16 protein-coding genes are annotated in these 17,702 nt (G+C 68.8%); 10 read left to right on the forward strand and 6 right to left on the reverse strand.

Translation table 11 applies throughout. The features are described from left to right. A partial coding sequence (locus tag DW306_RS19265) for a DEAD/DEAH box helicase (RefSeq protein WP_136057190.1) occupies window positions 1–2,104 on the forward strand: 2,104 nt, incomplete at its 5' end. 201 nt (window positions 2,105–2,305) lie between these two features. Next, window positions 2,306–3,334 carry a 6-phosphofructokinase gene (locus DW306_RS19270; protein ID WP_136057191.1) on the forward strand — a complete coding sequence of 343 codons (1,029 nt, stop codon included), beginning with the start codon at window positions 2,306–2,308 and terminating at the stop codon, window positions 3,332–3,334. A 16-nt stretch (window positions 3,335–3,350) separates the two neighbouring features. Here the strand turns inward: DW306_RS19270 and DW306_RS19275 are convergent, their stop codons facing one another. Next, entirely contained in the window at window positions 3,351–5,450 is a 2,100-nt protein-coding gene (locus DW306_RS19275) for a S9 family peptidase (protein WP_136057192.1), read from the reverse strand. A 155-nt stretch (window positions 5,451–5,605) separates the two neighbouring features. Between DW306_RS19275 and DW306_RS19280 the strand changes: the two genes are divergently transcribed. Both DW306_RS19280 and DW306_RS19285 read left to right on the forward strand, forming a co-directional pair. Then, window positions 5,606–6,973 carry an inorganic phosphate transporter gene (locus DW306_RS19280; RefSeq protein ID WP_136057193.1) on the forward strand — a complete coding sequence of 456 codons (1,368 nt, stop codon included), beginning with the start codon at window positions 5,606–5,608 and terminating at the stop codon, window positions 6,971–6,973. Continuing rightward, a complete protein-coding gene (locus DW306_RS19285) occupies window positions 6,970–7,305 on the forward strand; it encodes a peptidase (RefSeq protein WP_136057194.1) in 336 nt (111 codons plus the stop codon). The genes DW306_RS19280 and DW306_RS19285 overlap by 4 nt, the downstream gene beginning before the upstream one ends. Window positions 7,306–7,340: 35 nt before the next feature. Here DW306_RS19285 and DW306_RS19290 read toward each other — a convergent pair whose 3' ends face one another. Next, window positions 7,341–7,907 (reverse strand): TetR/AcrR family transcriptional regulator, encoded by a 567-nt coding sequence (locus tag DW306_RS19290; RefSeq protein WP_136057195.1) that lies wholly within the window; start codon window positions 7,905–7,907, stop codon window positions 7,341–7,343. A 62-nt stretch (window positions 7,908–7,969) separates the two neighbouring features. On the opposite strand from DW306_RS19290, the gene DW306_RS19295 reads away from it, so the two are divergent. Together DW306_RS19295 and DW306_RS19300 are read left to right on the forward strand one after the other, a co-directional pair. Then, entirely contained in the window at window positions 7,970–8,890 is a 921-nt protein-coding gene (locus DW306_RS19295) for a metallophosphoesterase (protein ID WP_136057196.1), read from the forward strand. 60 nt (window positions 8,891–8,950) lie between these two features. After that, entirely contained in the window at window positions 8,951–10,411 is a 1,461-nt protein-coding gene (locus DW306_RS19300; protein ID WP_136057197.1) for an aspartate ammonia-lyase, read from the forward strand. Window positions 10,412–10,475: 64 nt separating this feature from the next. Here DW306_RS19300 and DW306_RS19305 read toward each other — a convergent pair whose 3' ends face one another. After that, window positions 10,476–11,345 carry a fumarylacetoacetate hydrolase family protein gene (locus tag DW306_RS19305; RefSeq protein ID WP_136057198.1) on the reverse strand — a complete coding sequence of 290 codons (870 nt, stop codon included), beginning with the start codon at window positions 11,343–11,345 and terminating at the stop codon, window positions 10,476–10,478. Window positions 11,346–11,434: 89 nt separating this feature from the next. Here DW306_RS19305 and DW306_RS19310 point away from each other — a divergent pair, with 89 nt between their 5' ends. Continuing rightward, window positions 11,435–12,736, forward strand: a complete 1,302-nt coding sequence (locus DW306_RS19310; RefSeq protein WP_136057199.1) for a PrsW family intramembrane metalloprotease — start codon at window positions 11,435–11,437, stop codon at window positions 12,734–12,736. A gap of 38 nt (window positions 12,737–12,774) precedes the next feature. Next, window positions 12,775–13,464, forward strand: coding sequence for an alpha/beta hydrolase (locus DW306_RS19315; protein ID WP_136057200.1), 690 nt, complete (start codon window positions 12,775–12,777; stop codon window positions 13,462–13,464). A gap of 111 nt (window positions 13,465–13,575) precedes the next feature. Here DW306_RS19315 and DW306_RS19320 read toward each other — a convergent pair whose 3' ends face one another. Together DW306_RS19320 and DW306_RS19325 are read right to left on the reverse strand one after the other, a co-directional pair. Beyond that, window positions 13,576–14,283: a cache domain-containing protein gene (locus tag DW306_RS19320; RefSeq protein WP_136057201.1), complete on the reverse strand. Its 708-nt coding sequence runs from the start codon at window positions 14,281–14,283 to the stop codon at window positions 13,576–13,578. Window positions 14,284–14,330: 47 nt separating this feature from the next. Beyond that, window positions 14,331–15,134 (reverse strand): GntR family transcriptional regulator, encoded by an 804-nt coding sequence (locus DW306_RS19325; protein ID WP_136057202.1) that lies wholly within the window; start codon window positions 15,132–15,134, stop codon window positions 14,331–14,333. Between the two features lie 99 nt (window positions 15,135–15,233). Between DW306_RS19325 and DW306_RS19330 the strand changes: the two genes are divergently transcribed. Together DW306_RS19330 and DW306_RS19335 are read left to right on the forward strand one after the other, a co-directional pair. Further along, the gene (locus DW306_RS19330) at window positions 15,234–15,602 is read left to right on the forward strand and encodes an FKBP-type peptidyl-prolyl cis-trans isomerase (protein ID WP_136057203.1); all 369 of its coding nucleotides are present in this window, start codon (window positions 15,234–15,236) and stop codon (window positions 15,600–15,602) included. A 181-nt stretch (window positions 15,603–15,783) separates the two neighbouring features. Further along, the gene (locus tag DW306_RS19335) at window positions 15,784–16,338 is read left to right on the forward strand and encodes a YceI family protein (protein WP_136057204.1); all 555 of its coding nucleotides are present in this window, start codon (window positions 15,784–15,786) and stop codon (window positions 16,336–16,338) included. Between the two features lie 33 nt (window positions 16,339–16,371). Here the strand turns inward: DW306_RS19335 and DW306_RS19340 are convergent, their stop codons facing one another. Beyond that, window positions 16,372–17,664, reverse strand: coding sequence for an MFS transporter (locus tag DW306_RS19340; protein WP_136057205.1), 1,293 nt, complete (start codon window positions 17,662–17,664; stop codon window positions 16,372–16,374). Window positions 17,665–17,702: the final 38 nt, after the last annotated feature.

Raw genomic sequence — 17,702 nt, forward strand, 5'->3', positions numbered from 1 at the left:
GTCCCGTCGAGACGACGAGGCCCCCCTCATCCCGATCCTCGCGCGCAAGGTGCGCGAGATCGAGGCGAAGTCGCAGCGGGGGAAGCTCGGCCCGACGAATCGGGTCAAGTTCCAGGTGATCGCCTTCCTGGTGCGCGAGGAGCGCGCCAGGGTGAAGGCGGATGCCGAGATCGGCGACCCCGCACGCGCCGAGCTGCTCAAGCGCCTCGACGGCGTCGCGACCATCCTCGCGAAGACCGCGGCCCGCGACACGTCGCTGATCCAGCTGCTCGAAGCCGACCAGGCGACGTCGCCGGTGGCCAAGCGCATGCGTCGCGACTGGCTTCTCGAATCCGGTGCCGAACTCGCCCCGGAAGAGCTCATCATCGCCGACGCCGCCCCGGTGCAGATCTCGTCGGTTCCCGCAGCCATCGCCGAGCGGCAGGTCACCCCGCCGTCGGTCGAGTCGCGCCAGCTGGCCAACCCCTTCCTCGCCCCGGATCTGACGCCGCGCAGCACCGTGACGCCGCGTCGCCGGCTGGACGGCTGGGAGCTGATGGGCCCGCTGTACAAGGCGTTCGAGACGGGCGCCGGCGGATCCGCCGCCTCGATGGAGCTGCCTCCCGCCCCCGAGTACGATCACCTCTCGCCCAAGGGCCTCGAGGTCATGGTGCACCAGTCCCGCTTCCTCGAAGCCGTGCGCGCCGGTCACCGCAGCTTCCTGCTGGCCGACGAGCCCGGCCTGGGCAAGACGGCGCAGTCCCTGCTCGCCGCATCGGTCGCCGGAGCCTACCCGCTGCTCGCCGTCGTGCCGAACGTCGTGAAGATGAACTGGGCCCGCGAGGTGGAGCGGTGGACTCCACAGCGCCGTGCCACGGTCATCCAGGGCGACGGCACCGACATCGACGCCTTCGCCGACATCTTCATCGTCAACTACGAGATCCTCGACCGTCACCTCTCCTGGCTCGGCTCGATCGGACTCCGCGGCATGGTCGTCGACGAGGCGCACTTCATCAAGAACCTGTCCTCGCAGCGGTCGCAGAACGTGCTGTCGCTCGCCTCCCGCGTGCGGGAGCGCACACCGGGCGGCGACCCGCTGATGCTCGCCCTCACCGGCACGCCGCTGATCAACGACGTCGAGGACTTCGACGCGATCTGGCGCTTCCTCGGCTGGACGACCGGCGAGAAGCCCGGCCCCGAATTGATGGAGAAGCTCGACGCCACCGGGTTCACCCCCGCGGACAAGGCGTTCTACCCGGAGGCGCGGGATGCCGTGATCTCCATGGGCATCGTCCGCCGCAAGAAGAAGGACGTCGCGGCCGACCTCCCGGACAAGCTCATCGCCGATCTTCCGGTGCAGCTCGACGACGAGTTCGGGCGCAGCATCCGTCAGGCCGAGCGCGAACTGGGGGAGCGGCTCGCCGCACGGTACCGCCGCATCATCGAGGCCCGGGGCGACCGCGGCCTCGCACCAGGCGAGATCGACGACGACATCGTGCGCCTGGTCGCGCAGAACGAGCTCGAGGAGTCCAAGGCCGCCGGCACCGGAGGAGACAACGTCTTCACCATGGTCCGCCGGATCGGCCAGGCCAAGGCACAGCTCGCCGCCGACTACGCCGCGCAGCTGCAGCGGTCGGTCGGCAAGGTCGTGTTCTTCGCCAAGCACATCGATGTGATGGATCAGGCGGAGGCGCACTTCGCGTCGGTCGGCATCCGCTCGGTCTCGATCCGAGGAGACCAGACGTCGACGGTGCGCCAGCAGGCGATCGACGACTTCAACGGCGATCCCGAGGTCGGCATCGCGGTCTGCTCGCTCACCGCGGCAGGCGTCGGACTGAACATGCAGGCGGCGTCGAACGTCGTGCTCGCCGAGCTGTCGTGGACGGCCGCGGAGCAGACGCAGGCGATCGACCGGGTGCACCGCATCGGTCAGGACGAGCCGGTCACGGCGTGGCGCATCATCGCCGCTCACACGATCGACACGAAGATCGCCGAGCTCATCGACCAGAAGCAGGGTCTCGCGGCTCGTGCTCTCGACGGCGAGGCGATCGATGAGACCGCCGCGGAGCCGGTGCAGCTGGGGGCGCTCATGCATCTCCTGCGACAGGCGCTCGGAGCCGCGTAGGCGTCAAGAACCGTTGTTCTTAACGTCGTTTTCGGGCGTGAATCAGCATATGTCGTGAAGATCTCACGTGCCGGGTCTCAAGCGTGTCAAGATCGCGGGTTTTCACCTCCGCCGAATGGCGCCTGACCGCGCCGGGGCACTAGTGTCGATCGCAGGCAGCGTCGCCTTTCCCCCTTTCACCGAACGTCTGAAGGCACCAGCATGAAGATCGGCATCCTGACGAGCGGCGGCGACTGCCCCGGCCTCAACGCGGTCATCCGCGGCATCGTGCTCAAGGGCACCACCACGTACGATCTGGAGTTCGTCGGCATCCGCGACGGATGGCGCGGCCTCGTCGACGGAGACTTCATGCCGCTCACCCGGCACGAGGTGAAGGGGCTGTCGAAGGTCGGCGGAACGATCCTCGGAACCAGCCGCACCAACCCCTACGAAGGCGAGCGCGGGGGAGCGGAGAACATCGCCAAGACCCTCTACGGGCACAAGATCGACGGCATCATCGCGATCGGCGGCGAAGGCACGCTCGCCGCCGCCGACCGGCTGTCCAAGGACGGCATCAAGGTGATCGGCGTCCCCAAGACCATCGACAACGACCTCCAGGCCACGGACTACTCGTTCGGCTTCGACACGGCCGTGAACATCGCCACCGACGCCATGGACCGGCTGCGCACCACCGGCGATTCGCACCAGCGCTGCATGGTCGCCGAGGTCATGGGCCGTCACGTGGGCTGGATCGCGCTGCACGCCGGCATGGCCGCGGGCGCGCACGTCATCTGCATCCCCGAGGTGCCCATGTCGATCGAGGACATCACGGCCCTCGTCACGAGCGCCCATGATCGCGGTCGCGCACCACTGGTCGTGGTCTCCGAGGGCTTCAAGCTCCTCGGCATGGACGAGGCATACAGCGACAAGGGCCTCGACGCGTTCAACCGACCGCGACTGGGCGGGATCGGCGATCAGATCGCCCCCGCGATCGAGCGCATCACGGGCATCGAGACGCGGGCCACGATCCTCGGCCACATCCAGCGCGGCGGTTCGCCGTCGGCCTTCGACCGCGTTCTCGCGACGCGCCTCGGGCTGCACGCGGCCGACGCGATCGTGGAGGGCTCCTGGGGCCAGATGGTGGCCATGCACGGTACCGACATCGTGCGCGTTCCGTTCGCCGATGCGCTCGGTGAGCTCAACACCGTGCCCCGCTACCGCTACGACGAGGCCGCAGCGCTCTTCGGCTGAGTCCGCGGGCGACGGCTCACGCCTCCGCGAGGCCGAGGGTGTCGAGGAGCCAGGCGAGTTCGAACGCGCGCTCCCTCCAGGAGTTGTAGCGTCCGCTGACGCCACCGTGCCCGGCGACCATCTCGCACTTCAGGAGCACGTCAGACGCCCCGGCCTCGCGGAGTCGGGCGATCCATTTCGCGGGCTCCACGTACAGCACCCGGCTGTCGTTGAGCGAGGTCACGGCGAGGATGCGCGGGTACGCGACGCCTTCGCGCACGTTCTCGTACGGCGTGTACGACTTCATGTACGCGTAGACATCGGCGTCGTGCAGCGGGTCGCCCCACTCGTCCCACTCGACCACGGTCAGCGGGAGGGAGGGGTCGAGGATCGTCGTCAGTGCGTCGACGAACGGCACCGCCGCGAGGATGCCGGCGAACAGCTCCGGCGCCAGGTTCGCGACCGCGCCCATGAGCAGCCCTCCGGCACTCCCGCCCTCCGCGACCATCCGCTCCGGCGTCGTGACACCGGACGAGACCAGATGCTCGCCGCACGCGACGAAGTCGGTGAAGGTGTTGCGCTTGTGCAGCAGCTTGCCGTCCTCGTACCACTGGCGCCCCATCTCGCCGCCGCCCCGCACGTGCGCGACCGCGAAGACGACGCCGCGGTCCAGCTCCGACAGTCGCGCGACGGAGAAGCCGGGGTCGATCGAGTGCTCGTAGGAGCCGTAGCCGTAGAGGTGCACCGGTCGCGGATCCGCGCCAGGGTCGCCGAACGAGCGCTTCCAGACGAGCGAGATCGGCACCTGCGTTCCGTCGGATGCGGTCGCCCAGTCCCGCCGCTGACCGTACTCCTTCGGGTCGTAGCCGCCGAGGACGGCGACCTGCTTGCGCAGCAGCAGCTCCCGTGAGGCGAGGTCGAGCTCGTACACCGTCCCGGGCGTCACGAACGACGTGTACCCCAGGCGCAGGTAGGGCGAGTGCCACTCAGGGTTGCCGCTGACCCCCGCGGAGTACAGCGGCTCGTCGAACGAGATCTCCTCCACGGCATCCGTGGCGTAGTCGAGCAGGCCGACGCGCTCGAGTCCCTCGCTGCGGTACTCGACGGTCGCGAAGTCGCGGAACGCATCCGTTCCCAGAAGGCGCCGCCCTGGCTCGTGCGCCAGGATGACCCGGCGTTCCCCCTGCGGGTCGGATGCCGCCACCGACACGAGCGCGAAATCGAGCGCGTCGTCGTTGTGCAGGATCAGGAGGCGATCCTCGCCGTCCACGACGGCGTGCTCGAGCGAGTACTCGACGCCCTCGCGTCGGGGCCACACGACGCGCGGGTCGGCGGTGATATCGCCGGTCAGATCGACCAGGTGCTCCTCGCTGGTGATGCTGGAGCCGACGCCGATCACGAGGTATCGACGACTGCGGGTGATGCCGGCGCCGAGCCAGAACTTCTCGTCGGGTTCGTGGAACAGCGTGACGTCGTCGGCGACGGGGGTGCCGAGGCGATGCAGCCAGAGGGTGTCGGGCCGCCAGGCCTCGTCGCGGGTCGTGTAGAGGATCCCGGTCCCGTCGGGCGTGAAGAACGCGCCGCCGGTGTTCGGGATCTCGTCCTCGAGGTTCGTGCCCGTCGTGAGGTCACGGACTCGCACCGTGTAGAGCTCATCGCCTTCGAAGTCGGTGGACCACAGCAGCTTCGTGGCGTCGTCCGAGGTGTCGAAAGCTCCGAGGGAGAAGAACTCATGCCCCTCCGCCTCGGCGTTGCCGTCGAGAAGGACGACCTCTCCGGGTACGGGTACGCCGGGCTCGAGGCGCGGGGGAGTCCAATCGTTGGGCGCAGCCGCGGCGCGGCAGTGGATGCCGTACTGCGCACCCTCCTCGGTACGGCTGTAGTACCACCAGTCGCCGCGTCGGGTCGGCACGGAGAGATCGGTCTCCTGGACTCTGCCCTTGATCTCCTGGAAGAGGGTCTCGCGCAGTCCCTCGAGGTGCGCGGTCCGCTCCTCGGTGTAGGCGTTCTCCGCCTCGAGATGCTCGATGACCTCGGCGGAATCCTTCGCCCGCAGCCACTCGTACGGATCGTCGAACGTGTCTCCGTGGTGCGTGCGGGTGGTCGAGCGGCGGTCTGCGGTAGGGGCATCGGTCACCGTCCCACGCTATCCCAGGTCGAGTTGACCGGCGCGGGACAGGGTGGGAGGATTCAACGGGGCCGGTTAACGGAAGAAAAACCCACGGTGAACTCTTCGTTCGTCACGTCGATCACGTCGACACCTCCTTCCTCCTCAACGACCGAAAGCGAACGGTGGAAACCGCAGCCCTCATCGTCGTGCTTGTCATCGCGCTGGCACTGTTCTTCGACTTCACGAACGGGTTTCACGACACCGCGAACGCGATGGCGACTCCCATCGCCACCGGCGCGCTGAAGCCCAAGACCGCCGTGCTCCTGGCGGCCGCCCTCAACCTCGTCGGCGCATTCCTCTCGACGGAGGTCTCGAAGACGATCTCCGGGGGCATCATCAAAGAGGACGCGATCATCGCCGCGGGCACCGATCTCTTCCTCTCGCTGATCTTCGCCGGACTCATCGGCGCGATCACCTGGAACATGCTGACCTGGCTCCTCGGTCTGCCGTCGAGCTCGTCGCACGCGCTCTTCGGCGGGCTGATCGGCGCCACGCTCGTCGGCGCCGGACTCGGGGGCATCGACTTCGGGATGGTCCTCTCGAAGATCGTGCTGCCCGCGCTGATCGCGCCGGTCACGGCCGGGATCATCGCCTTCGCCGCGACGAAGATCGCCTACTCGATCACCCGCCGCTACGACGGCAAGCCCGACGGCCGCGACGGCTTCCGCTGGGGCCAGATCTTCACGTCGTCGCTCGTGGCCCTCGCGCACGGCACCAACGATGCGCAGAAGACCATGGGTGTCATCACCCTGGCGATGATCACGATCGGCTGGCAATCCGGCGCGCACCACGAGCCCGAGCTGTGGGTCATCATCGCCTGCGCCTTCACGATCGCGCTCGGCACCTACCTCGGCGGCTGGCGCATCATCCGCACGCTCGGCAAGGGGCTGACCGACGTGAAGCCGGCGCAGGGCTTCGCCGCCGAGAGCTCCACCGCGGCCACCATCCTCGCGTCGAGCGCCCTGGGTTTCGCGCTCTCGACCACGCAGGTCGCCTCGGGCTCGGTCATCGGCTCCGGACTCGGCCGCCGTGGATCGACCGTCCGCTGGCGGACCGCGGGACGGATCGGCATCGGCTGGCTCCTCACGTTGCCCGCCGCCGGAGGCGTGGGCGCGCTGGCTGCCCTCCTCGTGGTGTGGCTCGGCAACTGGGGCGTCGCGATCGATGCCGTCATCGCCGTGGTGATCATCCTGGCGCTGTTCCTGCGCTCGCGACGCAACGCGGTCACCCACGCGAACGCGATGAGCGACGTCGCAGAGTCCGGTCTCGCGATCGAGCTTCCCGACACGCCGCCGCCGACGCGTCGTCAGCAGCGCATCGAGCAGGCCAAGGCGGAGGCGAAGGCGCGAGCCGAGGCGAAGGAGAAGGCGAAGGCCGAGGCCAAGGCCCAGGCGAAGAAGAAGGCCGAGGCGAAGGCCGCGTCGAAGTCCGGCAAGTCCGGGAAGTCGGCGAAGCCCGTCGACGCGAGCCGGGACGGAGACTCCGCATGACCGTTTCCATCGATTGGCTCGCGTTCCTGCAGGTGTTCGCCGCGGCACTCGTCGGCGCGACCGCGATCGTCACCTTCTATGCCCTCGGTCTGCGTCTGCTGGTTCGCAGCGGACGCGCTCCCGTGGTGAGCCCGGCGGAGTTCACGGATGCGATCACCGTCATCTCCGAGAAGGAGCTGAAGCGGGCAGCGAAGCAGGCGGCGAAGGCAGCCAAGAAGAGCCCGCTGACCGAGGGACAGAAGTCGCTCGCGCTGGTGGGGGCGTATGGCTGCTTCGTGCTGTGTGCAGCAGCGGTGATCGCCGGCATCCTGATCATCGTCCTGGGGCACTGACCTCAGGACGGGGGACCGGCCTCAGGGCGACGGGCTCAGCGCAGCAGCCCGGCCACGAGGTCGTCGATGATGTCGTCGGTCGGCGTGTCCGGATCGATCGGAGACGTGAGCCGGTCGAGCAGGAGACCGTCGATCGCGTAGTGGAACAGCGCGATCTCGCGGCGTCCGCCCGGCAGTCCGGCCGCGATGTTGAATTCGACGTCGCCGTCGAATCCCGCGCGCTGCCAGGCTCCGAGCACGGCGGCGACCTCGGGGCGGCGGCTGCTCTCCAGACGCAGCTCGAACAGGGCGAGTGTGACGTCGCGGTCGTCGCTGAGGCGACGCACGATGTCGCGGATGTAGTCGGCGAACAGGGCGGGACCGGGGGCGCCGCTCGCGCGCCGCGCGAGGTCATCGGGCGTCGGGGCGAGCCGTTCCCCGATGCGGTCGACGAGTCCGGCGACGAGAGCATCGCGGCTGCGGAAGTAGTTCGAGGTGGTCCCGGTGGGCACGCCGGCCGCGACGTCGACGGCGCGATGGGTCAACCCTCGCGATCCGTCCCGCGCGAGCACCGCCAAGCCGGCATCCGCGATGGTCCGTCGTCTGCTGTCGTTCTTGGCCATGTCGGCATCCTAACTTGATCACTACACCCGCAGTAGTCGGTGGGGGAGCATAGGCTGATGCCATGTCCGCAGTTAACGGCACCGCATACGCCTTCGGCCGGCACCGGCCCGCGTCCCACGTCCTGATCCACGTCAGCGACCCGCACTTCCTCGCCGGAGGCGCCCGCCTCGGCGGACGGTACGACGTGGAGGCCACCCTCGCGCGGACGCTCGCGGCGATCCGCTCGGTGCATCGGAACCCCGCGGGCATCGTCATCACGGGTGACCTCGCCGACCTGGGGGAGCCGGAGGCGTACCGCCGTCTGCGAGCCGCCGTCGAGCCCGTCGCAGCGGAGCTGGGCGCCCCGATCATCTGGGTCGCCGGCAACCACGACGAGCGCCCGGCGCTGCGCCGGGATCTGCTCGATCTGGCGCCGACCGAGGAACCGGTCACCGGAGTGTGGGATCTCGACGGTCTGCGGGTCGTCGCCCTCGACACCAGCGTTCCCGGCTGGCACCACGGCGACCTCGACGCGGCGCAGCTCGGCTGGCTCGCCGAGGTCCTGTCGCAGCCGGCGCCCCACGGCACCCTGCTGGCGATGCACCACCCGCCGCTGCCGAGTCACGTTCCTCTGTTCGACATCCTCGAGCTGCGGCACCAGGACGAGCTCGCCGAGGTCATCCGCGGCAGCGATGTGCGCGGCATCCTCGCCGGCCATCTGCACTACTCCTCGCACGGGACGTTCGCCGGGGTGCCGGTGAGCGTGTCCTCGGCGACCTGCTACACGATGAACGTCGCGCGCCCGGCCGCCGAGGTCAACGGGATGGATGCCGCGCAGGCGTTCCAGCTCGTGCACGTGCACCCCGACACGATCACGCACTCGGTCGTCCCGGTGACCGACGCCACGACCGGGGACTACTTCTCCGAGACGTGGCTGGAACACATGGCGAGCCTCACTCCGGAAGGGCGGCTCGAAGCCTTCTCCCGGAAACCCGGACGGTGAGCCGCGTAGACTGGTGGCATCCCCCACACACCCACCCGCCACGACCCACAAGGATGTGACATGGCTTCTGCCGCGCCTGCCCTGACCCGCACCGAGACCGATTCCCTCGGGAGCATGGAGATTCCCGTCGACGCGTACTGGGGGATCCACACCGCCCGCGCCGATGCGAACTTCCCGATCACCAAACGCCCGATCTCGGTCTATCCCGATCTCGTGATCGCGCTCGCGATGGTCAAGCAGGCCAGCGCCCGAGCCAACCGTCAGATCGGCGTCCTCGACCCGGAGCGCGCGGATCTCATCGACCGGGCAGCCCAGCGCGTGATCGACGGCGAGTTCCACGAGCAGTTCACGGTCGGCGTCATCCAGGGTGGTGCCGGCACCTCGACCAACATGAACGCGAACGAGGTCATCACCAACATCGCGCTCGAGATGGCCGGACGCGAGAAGGGCGACTACGCCTTCCTGTCGCCGATCGACCACACCAACCGCAGCCAGTCGACGAACGACGTGTACCCCACGGCCGTGAAGATCGGCCTCTCGCTGACGCTCCGCTCACTGCTCGAGGAGCTCGACCTGCTGCGCCTGTCGTTCCTCGCGAAGTCCCGCGAGTTCCACGACGTGCTCAAGGTCGGCCGCACGCAGCTGCAGGACGCGGTCCCGATGACGCTCGGGCAGGAGTTCCACGGCTTCGCGTCCACGCTCGGCTTCGACCACACCCGCCTGACCGAGAACGCCTCGCTGATGTTCGAGATCAACATGGGCGCGACGGCGATCGGCACCGGCATCACCACGCACCCGGACTACGCGCCGGCCGTGCTCAAGCACCTGCGCGAGATCACGTCGCTCGACCTGAAGACGTCGGCCGACCTCGTGGAGGCGACCAGCGACACCGGGTCCTTCATGTCGTTCTCGTCGACGCTCAAGCGCAACGCGATGAAGCTGTCGAAGATCTGCAACGACCTCCGTCTGCTCTCGTCCGGACCGCAGGCGGGCTTCGGCGAGATCAACCTCCCCGCGATGCAGGCCGGTTCGAGCATCATGCCCGGCAAGGTCAACCCGGTGATCCCCGAGGTCGTGAATCAGGTCGCGTTCGCCGTCGCCGGCGCCGACATGACCGTCACGATGGCGGCCGAGGCGGGGCAGCTGCAGCTGAATGCCTTCGAGCCCGTGATCGCGCACTCGATCTTCCAGTCCATCACCTGGATGCGCCAGGCGATGTGGACGCTGCGCGTCAACTGCGTCGACGGCATCACCGCGAACCGCGACCGTCTGGGCGCGATGGTCGGCGCCTCGGTCGGCGTCATCACCGCCCTCACGCCGTTCATCGGTTACGCGGCGGCTGCGGCGCTCGCGAAGACGGCGCTGCTCACGAACCGCAACGTGGCCGACCTGGTCGTCGAGGCGGGCCTCATGTCGCGCGACGAGGTCACCAAGCAGCTGTCGCCGGCGCGTCTCTCCGGGCTGGAGGCCATCACGGCGGCGATCCCCGTGATCACGCCGGAGGATCTCGTCGAGATCTGAGGACCGAACGAGAAGGGGACGGATGCGAGTCGCATCCGTCCCCTTCTCCGTCTCGTGCGAACGGTCAGCCGGTGATGCGGCAGTAGGTGGTGAGCTCGCCGAGCCCGTCGATCCCGACGGTCACCGTCGAGTGATCGCGGAGGAAGATCTGCGGGTCGCGCGAGTACCCAGCGCCGCCGGGGCTGCCGGTGGAGATCAGCGTGCCGGGCAGGAGGGTGACCGACTGCGACAGGTGCGCGATCAGCTTCGCCACGGAGCGGACCATCTGTCCGGTGCTCGCATCCTGCACGGTGTGACCGTCGACGACGGCCCAGATGTGCAGGTCCTGGGGATCGGCGACCTCATCGGCCGTGACCGCGAACGGGCCGGTGGGCGTGAACCCGTCGAAGGACTTGCACCGGGACCACTGCGCCTCGGAGAACTGGATGTTGCGGGCGGTGATGTCGTTGACCACCGTGTAGCCCCAGACATGCGAGAGCGCGTCGGCCTCGCTCACGTCTTTCGCCGGGGTGCCCATGATCACGCCGAGCTCCGCCTCGTAGTCGACCGCCTCGCTGAGCGCGCGCGTCCACGACGTGATCTGCTCGTGCCCGTTCAACGAGTTCGGCCACAGCGTGAACACGGTCGGCGCGGAGTCGGTCTTGAGCCCGAGCTCACTGGAGTGCGCGGCGTAGTTCAGGCCGACGGCCAGCACCGCCGGGGGAGCGAGCACGGCGGAATCGAACGTCCAGTCGCCGAGCGGATGCCGCGGCGCAGTGCCCTCGGCGAGGGCGGCGCGCAGTTCGTCGAGCACCCCGTCACCTCTCTCGATGAGCTTCTGCAGGGTCGCAGGAGCATCGTTGAGGAGGTCAGAGACGAGGATGGCGTCCGAATCCTGCACCACGGCGAGAACCGCGAGAGGGGAGTCAGGACGGCGCAGATGAGCGAACCGCATGCTTCTACGCTACCGGGTGGTGGGGGATCGCCGCCTGGAGGTCTTCACCAGAACAGAGCGATGACCCTTGTGCCCCATAAGCTTCTGCTATGAGTCTCGGAGGACCTCCCCAGCCGCAGCAGCCGTCGCCCTATACGCCGCCGCCTGCGCAGCCGGCGAACGCGCCGCAGTACTCCGCGCCGCAGTACGCGCAGTCGCCGTACACGCCGCCGCAGTTCTCGGCCCAGCCCGGATACGCATCGGCTCTCGCGCAGCCCACCCCGTACACGCCACCCGCGCCCGTCGCCCCCTCGCCGGCGCCGTCGCTGCCCGCGCTGCCGGTGCCGACGCGGAAGGGACGCACCGTCTCGCTCTGGCTCTTCGCGTTCCTGGGCTTCCTGCTCCTCGCGCTGATCGGGTACTTCGGGTGGGCGCTCGGTCCGGCGGCGTCGGTGATCGGCCTCGTGCTCGCTCTCATCCCGCTCACGATCGTCTTCCTCGGGGTGCGCATCATCGACCGCTGGGAGCCCGAGCCGAAGCGTCTCGTGTTCTTCGCGATCGCCTGGGGAGCCATCGCGGCGATCGGGCTGACCCTCCTCGTCGATCTCGGGCTCACGCTGCTCGTCGGTCCGCGCGGCGACACGTTCTCGGCGGTGGTGCAGGCGCCGATCGTGGAGGAGTTCTGGAAGGGCTTCGGAGTCTTCCTGATCTTCCTCGTGGCGCGCCGCGCCTTCGACGGCCCCGTCGACGGGGTCGTCTACGGTGCTCTGGTCGGCGCCGGGTTCGCCTTCACCGAGAACATCCAGTACTTCGCGATCAGCCTCATCGAAGGCGGGGGCGAGCAGCTCACCGTCACGTTCGTGGTGCGCGCCCTGCTCTCACCCTTCGCGCACGCGATGTTCACCTCGCTGACCGGCTTCGCGATCGGTCTCGCCGCGCGTCGTCACGCGTCGGCGGGCGCAGCCCTGGGCGTAGGCCTCCTCGGGATGCTCGGCGCGATCGTGCTGCACGCCCTGTGGAACGGCTCCGCGACGTTCGCCGACTTCTTCGGGCTGTACTTCACGCTCCAGGTGCCGCTCTTCCTCGGCTTCATCTTCGGGATCATCATGCTCCGGCGCGAGGAGTCACGTCTCACGAGATCGCGTCTCGGCGAGTACGCGGCCGCGGGCTGGTTCACGCCCGAAGAGGTCACGATGCTCGCGACTCCGGCCGGACGCAAGGTGGGACTCGCCTGGGCGGCGCAGCTGCGCGGAGACCGGCGCCCGCTCATGCGGGAGTTCATCAAGGATGCGACGGCGCTGGCATCGGTGCGCCAGCGGGCGATCACCGGACGGGATCCGCTCGCGGCCGAAGACGAGAGGGCGCTGCTCATCCGCACGCGGGCGACGAGGGCGGCGCTGCTCGCCTATTGAGGTTCGCAGGTGTGCTGGCGGGAGAGAGGCGGTTCGGGATGAGCACCTTCGCGCTGATCCACGGCGGCGGGGACGTCGGCTGGTCCTGGCATCTCGTCGCTGCCGAGCTCGAGACGAAGGGGCATGAGGCGATCGCCCCCGACCTTCCGGCGGACGATGACTCCCTGACGCTCGAGGACTACGCGGATGCCGTCGTGGCGGCTGTCGGCGACCGGAAGGACGTCGTCGTCGTCGGGCACTCGTTCGGAGGCTTCACGGCTCCTCTCGTCGCGGAGAGGCTCTCCGCCGATGTCCTCGTGCTGCTGGCCGGGATGATCCCCGCGCCCGGTGAGCCACCCGAGCTGTGGTGGGACGACACCGGCTACGGGGCGGCGGTCGAAGAGCAGTCGGGGCGCGACGGAGGGCTGACGGGCAACGACGACCCGTACGTGAGCTTCTACAACGGCGTCCCGCGCGAACTGGCGTCTGCGGCGCTGAGCAAGGAGCGCGCGCATCCGTCGCAGGCGGCGATGTCGGCACCCTGGCCGCTCGCCGAGTGGCCGACCGTGCCGACGCGGTTCATCGTGTGCGCCGACGACCGCTTCTTCCCCGCGGACTTCCTCCGCGATCTCGCTCAGCAGCGTCTCGGGATCGTCGCGGACGAGGTTCCCGGTGGACACTGCGCGATGCTGAGTCATCCGCAGGAGATCGCCGCGCTCCTGGTCGACTATGCGGAGAACGTCTCGTAGAGACCCCCGGAGCAAGACTCAGCGCCCGGTGCTGCGGCGATGCCTGCATGTCTCCCGGGCGCTGAGTTGGTCTGTAAACAGCGTGCACCCGGCCATGCGGGGTGTCAAGGGTCAGTTGGCCGTCGCGTCGACGATGACCTCGAGCGGGACGTCCGCGCAGGCGAACCGGGGCAGTTCCGCCCAACGAGTGCTGCGCACGGCGTCGCCGGTCGCGCACTGCGGATCGGTCGAGAGCACGATGCGGCCGATGCTGTTGATGACGGTGATCTCGCGATCGAGTTCTGCGAGACGGGGAAGCAGATCCCGCTCGACCTCCGAGACGAGCATGTCGAGTCCCGCGACACCGATCCGCTCCCCGTCGATCTCTGCCGGGACGGCGATCGTGATGGTGTACTCGTCGCTGCAGAGATAGTCGACGTAGGGACCGGCCATGTGCGGTCGGCCGGTGGCCATCGGTATGCGGTACCACTCGAGCACGCTGTAATCGATGTTCTCCTTGTTCAGCGACTGCGCGGCGAGCACGAGCTGCCGACGATCCTCGCCCTGCCACCACGCCAGGTGACTGCGGGCGTCGGCGGGGAGATCGATCGCGGCGATGAAGCCGGCGCCGTAGACGGGAGCATCCGTGGTCTCCAGAGTGTCCAGCGCATGGGGCTCCACAAGCGCGTCGATGCGCCCGCTGGTGAGAGCCTCGGATCTCCGGACTGCGGCGATCCGCTCGGCGAAGGGACCCACCCACTCGAGCAGACTGCGCGTCGGACCGGAGAAGTACTCCGCCACGATGTCCGCGGCGGCGCGGACCGTTCCATCTGCTGTCATCGTCGTCGCTTCCTCCGGATCGGTGGCGGGGTCTTCCTGCATGCGGCTCAGTCGGTCTTCGCTGCCGCCTGCGTCTGGATCAGGGCATCGATGACTTCGGCGACCATCGTCTCGGTGCGGGTCCCTGCGGCATCGGCATCCGCGTCCTCCACCGCTTCGCAGACCGCCGTGAGATGCTGCCCCTGCCTGCGGTGATCGTCGGAGGTGTGCGCGGCGAGCCGCAGATAGGGGGAGAACTCGGCCTGGAGCTTCATCTGCTCGCGGGTCAGCCGGGCGGACTGGCTCAACGCCACGATCTCGATCTGCACGTCGTCGAGCAGGCGACGCTGCGATTCGCCGTCGAGGTCGTCGAGGCGTTCCAGCCGTCGACGGACCTGCCGCGCTTCGGACGGATCGGCTCGGCGGGCGGCCAGGCGCACGCCGGCGCCGGTGATCGCGGCGTAATGGGCTCCGAGATCGCGGAGCGAGACCCGGGAGGACAGGCGGATGGCCTCCCGTGCGAACGAGAGCGGGTCGGCATGTGCGGCGACGAAGCTGCCGCCGTTGCGTCCGCGCCGGGTGACGACCAGGCCGCGCCCCCGCATGGCGAGCAGCGCTTCGCGCACGGTGACCGGTGCGACCCCGAGACTCCGCGCCAGTTCCGCTTCCGACGGGAGCCGCTCGCCGGCGCGGAGATGACCGCGGGTGATCGCATCGACCAGACGGCGTTCGACGAGTGCGGCGCGGCCTTCGTCGCCGATCGGCTGGAACAGCACGCCATGGAGCCGATGCGGACGCTGGTGCGCGGCGGCTGAGCCGTGCGGAGGCGCGTGGGAATCGGCGGCTCCCGGAGGCGTCGAAATCGATTCCATGTTGCGATTCTGCACTGTCATCAGCCGCTTGTCGAAGTGTTCGCTCTGAGCAGGTGCTGCCGCGTTGACCCGTCCGCATGCCTCCGGTTGGATGGAAGCATGACTGATCGCACAAAGCCTGAGTTCGACGCCCCCACTGGTACCGCTCCCACGGAACTCGTCATCCGCGACCTCATCGAGGGCGACGGCGCCGAGGCGAAGCCCGGTGACACCGTGACCGTCCACTACGCCGGCGTGGAGTTCGATTCCGGCGAGGAGTTCGACTCGTCGTGGGGACGCGGCGAGACCATCCAGTTCCCCCTCCGCGGCCTGATCCAGGGCTGGCAGGACGGCATCCCGGGCATGAAGGTCGGCGGACGTCGTGAGCTGGTCATCCCGCCCCACCTCGCATACGGGCCGGCCGGCGGAGGTCATTTCCTCTCCGGCAAGACGCTGATCTTCATCATCGATCTCGTCGCCGTCGGCTGAATCGACGCCTATCGGATGCAGACGCCTCGCTCCTCCGGGAGCGAGGCGTCTGTGCGTGGGGAAAAGAAATCCTCGCGCCGGGGAATACATGCGCGTGAATGCAAGTTGGGTCACATGATGCCGCGAACGCGGCCCCTGTCCCTCCGCCGCTCCGGCGGCCGACGTCTCGAGGAGAGAAATCATGACCAGCATCGACATTCCCGGCTACCGTTCCGGCACGTGGGTCCTCGACCCCGCCCACAGCGAGGTGACGTTCAGCGTCCGTCACATGATGATCTCGAAGGTGCGCGGAAAGTTCGGCGTCAAGAACGCCACCCTCGTCGCCCCAGAGAACCCGCTCGAGGCCAAGGTCGAGGCCTCGGTCGACGTCACCTCGATCGACACCAACGACGAGGGCCGCGACGCGCACCTGCGCTCGGGTGACTTCTTCGACACCGAGAACTTCCCGACCATGGAGTTCGTCTCCACCGGTGCGCACGTCAAGGGCGACGAGCTGTTCGTCGACGGAGACCTCACCATCCGCGGCGTCACCAAGCCGGTCAGCTTCGAGCTCGACTTCGGCGGCTTCGGCACCGACCCGTACGGCAACTACAAGGCGGGCGCGTCCGCCAAGACCGTGATCAACCGCGAGGACTTCGGCCTCACCTGGAACGCCGCTCTCGAGACCGGCGGCGTGCTGGTGGGCAAGGACGTCACGATCAGCCTCGACCTGCAGGGCGCCCTGCAGCAGGACTGACGACGTCGGACCGCATCACGAGAACCCCGGGCCTCACGGCTCGGGGTTCTCTGCGTCGTAGTCGTGGAAGCGGCTGTTCCGGCGCGCGAGCAGCGCCACCAGCGCGATCACGAGGATTCCGCCGAGGAGCGGCGGGAACCAGAGCGCGGTCACGGTCGCGAGCGTGCCGGCGTACAGGGCGCCGACGCGCGGTCCGCCGGTGACCACGACGATGAAGACGCCCTGCAGGCGTCCGCGCATGGTGTCGGGCACGGCCGCCTGCATCATCGTGTTGCGATAGATCGAGCTGACGTTGTCGGACGCGCCGGAGAGCGCGAGCGCGACGCACGCGGCGACGATCAGCGCGACAGCGGGGGAGTCCTCGGTCGCCGATCCCGAGAAGGCGCCGATGAGCAGGACGACGCCGAACAGCAGGATCGACGCGCCGTAGGCCTCCACGGCCCTCTCGATGCCGCGGCCGTGCCAGCGGTAGTGCACCACGCGGCCCGACAGCAGACTCGACGCGAAGGTGCCCACCGCGACGGCGGCGGTGAGGATTCCCGTCGTGACCGCTCCACCGCCCAGGATCACGGTGCCGAGCGCGGGGAACAGCACCAGCGGCTGCCCGAACGTCATCGCGATGATGTCGATGATGTACTGCGTGCGGATGTTGCCCGCCCGTCGCAGGAACCGCCATCCGTCGACGAGCGACGCCAGCCCGGGGCGGACGATGTCGCCCTCGGGGCGCAGCGCGGGCAGAGTCCACAGGCCGAGGAACATCGACAGCATCAGCACGACGTCGATGGTGTAGGTCCAGCCGTAGCCGGTGAGCGCGACGAGCAGACCGGCGAGTGCGGGACCGGCCATCACCGTGACGCCGAACGCCACCCCGTTGAGGGCGGATGCCGCGGCGAGCATGTCACGCGGGATGAGACGCGGCACGATGGCGGTGCGGGTGGCCATGCCGACCGAGTTCGCGGCCGAGTTGACGATGCTCAGCACGTAGAGCCACCAGATCGTCTCGCCGCCCGTCCACGTCAGCGTCGCGAGCAGTGCCGTGGAGGCGAAGGTCACCGTGGCGGCGATGAGTGCGACTCGGCGGCGGTCGAAGGCGTCGGCGAGCATGCCTCCGTAGAGGCCCGCGAGGACCATCGGGAGAAGTCCTGCGACGGCGATCATCGAGACCGCGAACGTGCTCTCGGTGAGCGCGAAGACGTGCAGCATCACCGTGACGATCGTGAGCTGGCCGCCGATGCCGGCGAGCGTGGACCCGATCCACATCCGGGCGAAGGCGGGGCTGCTCTTCAGCGGGGTGAGGTCGATCAGGTGCCCGCGCGCTGCGCTCACTTCACGACCCCGTCCTGCACCCTCCGAGACTAGCCGAG

Origin of the sequence: Microbacterium sp. K24 (genome assembly GCF_004794465.1) — a bacterium.
Taxonomy (GTDB): Bacteria; Actinomycetota; Actinomycetes; order Actinomycetales; family Microbacteriaceae; genus Microbacterium.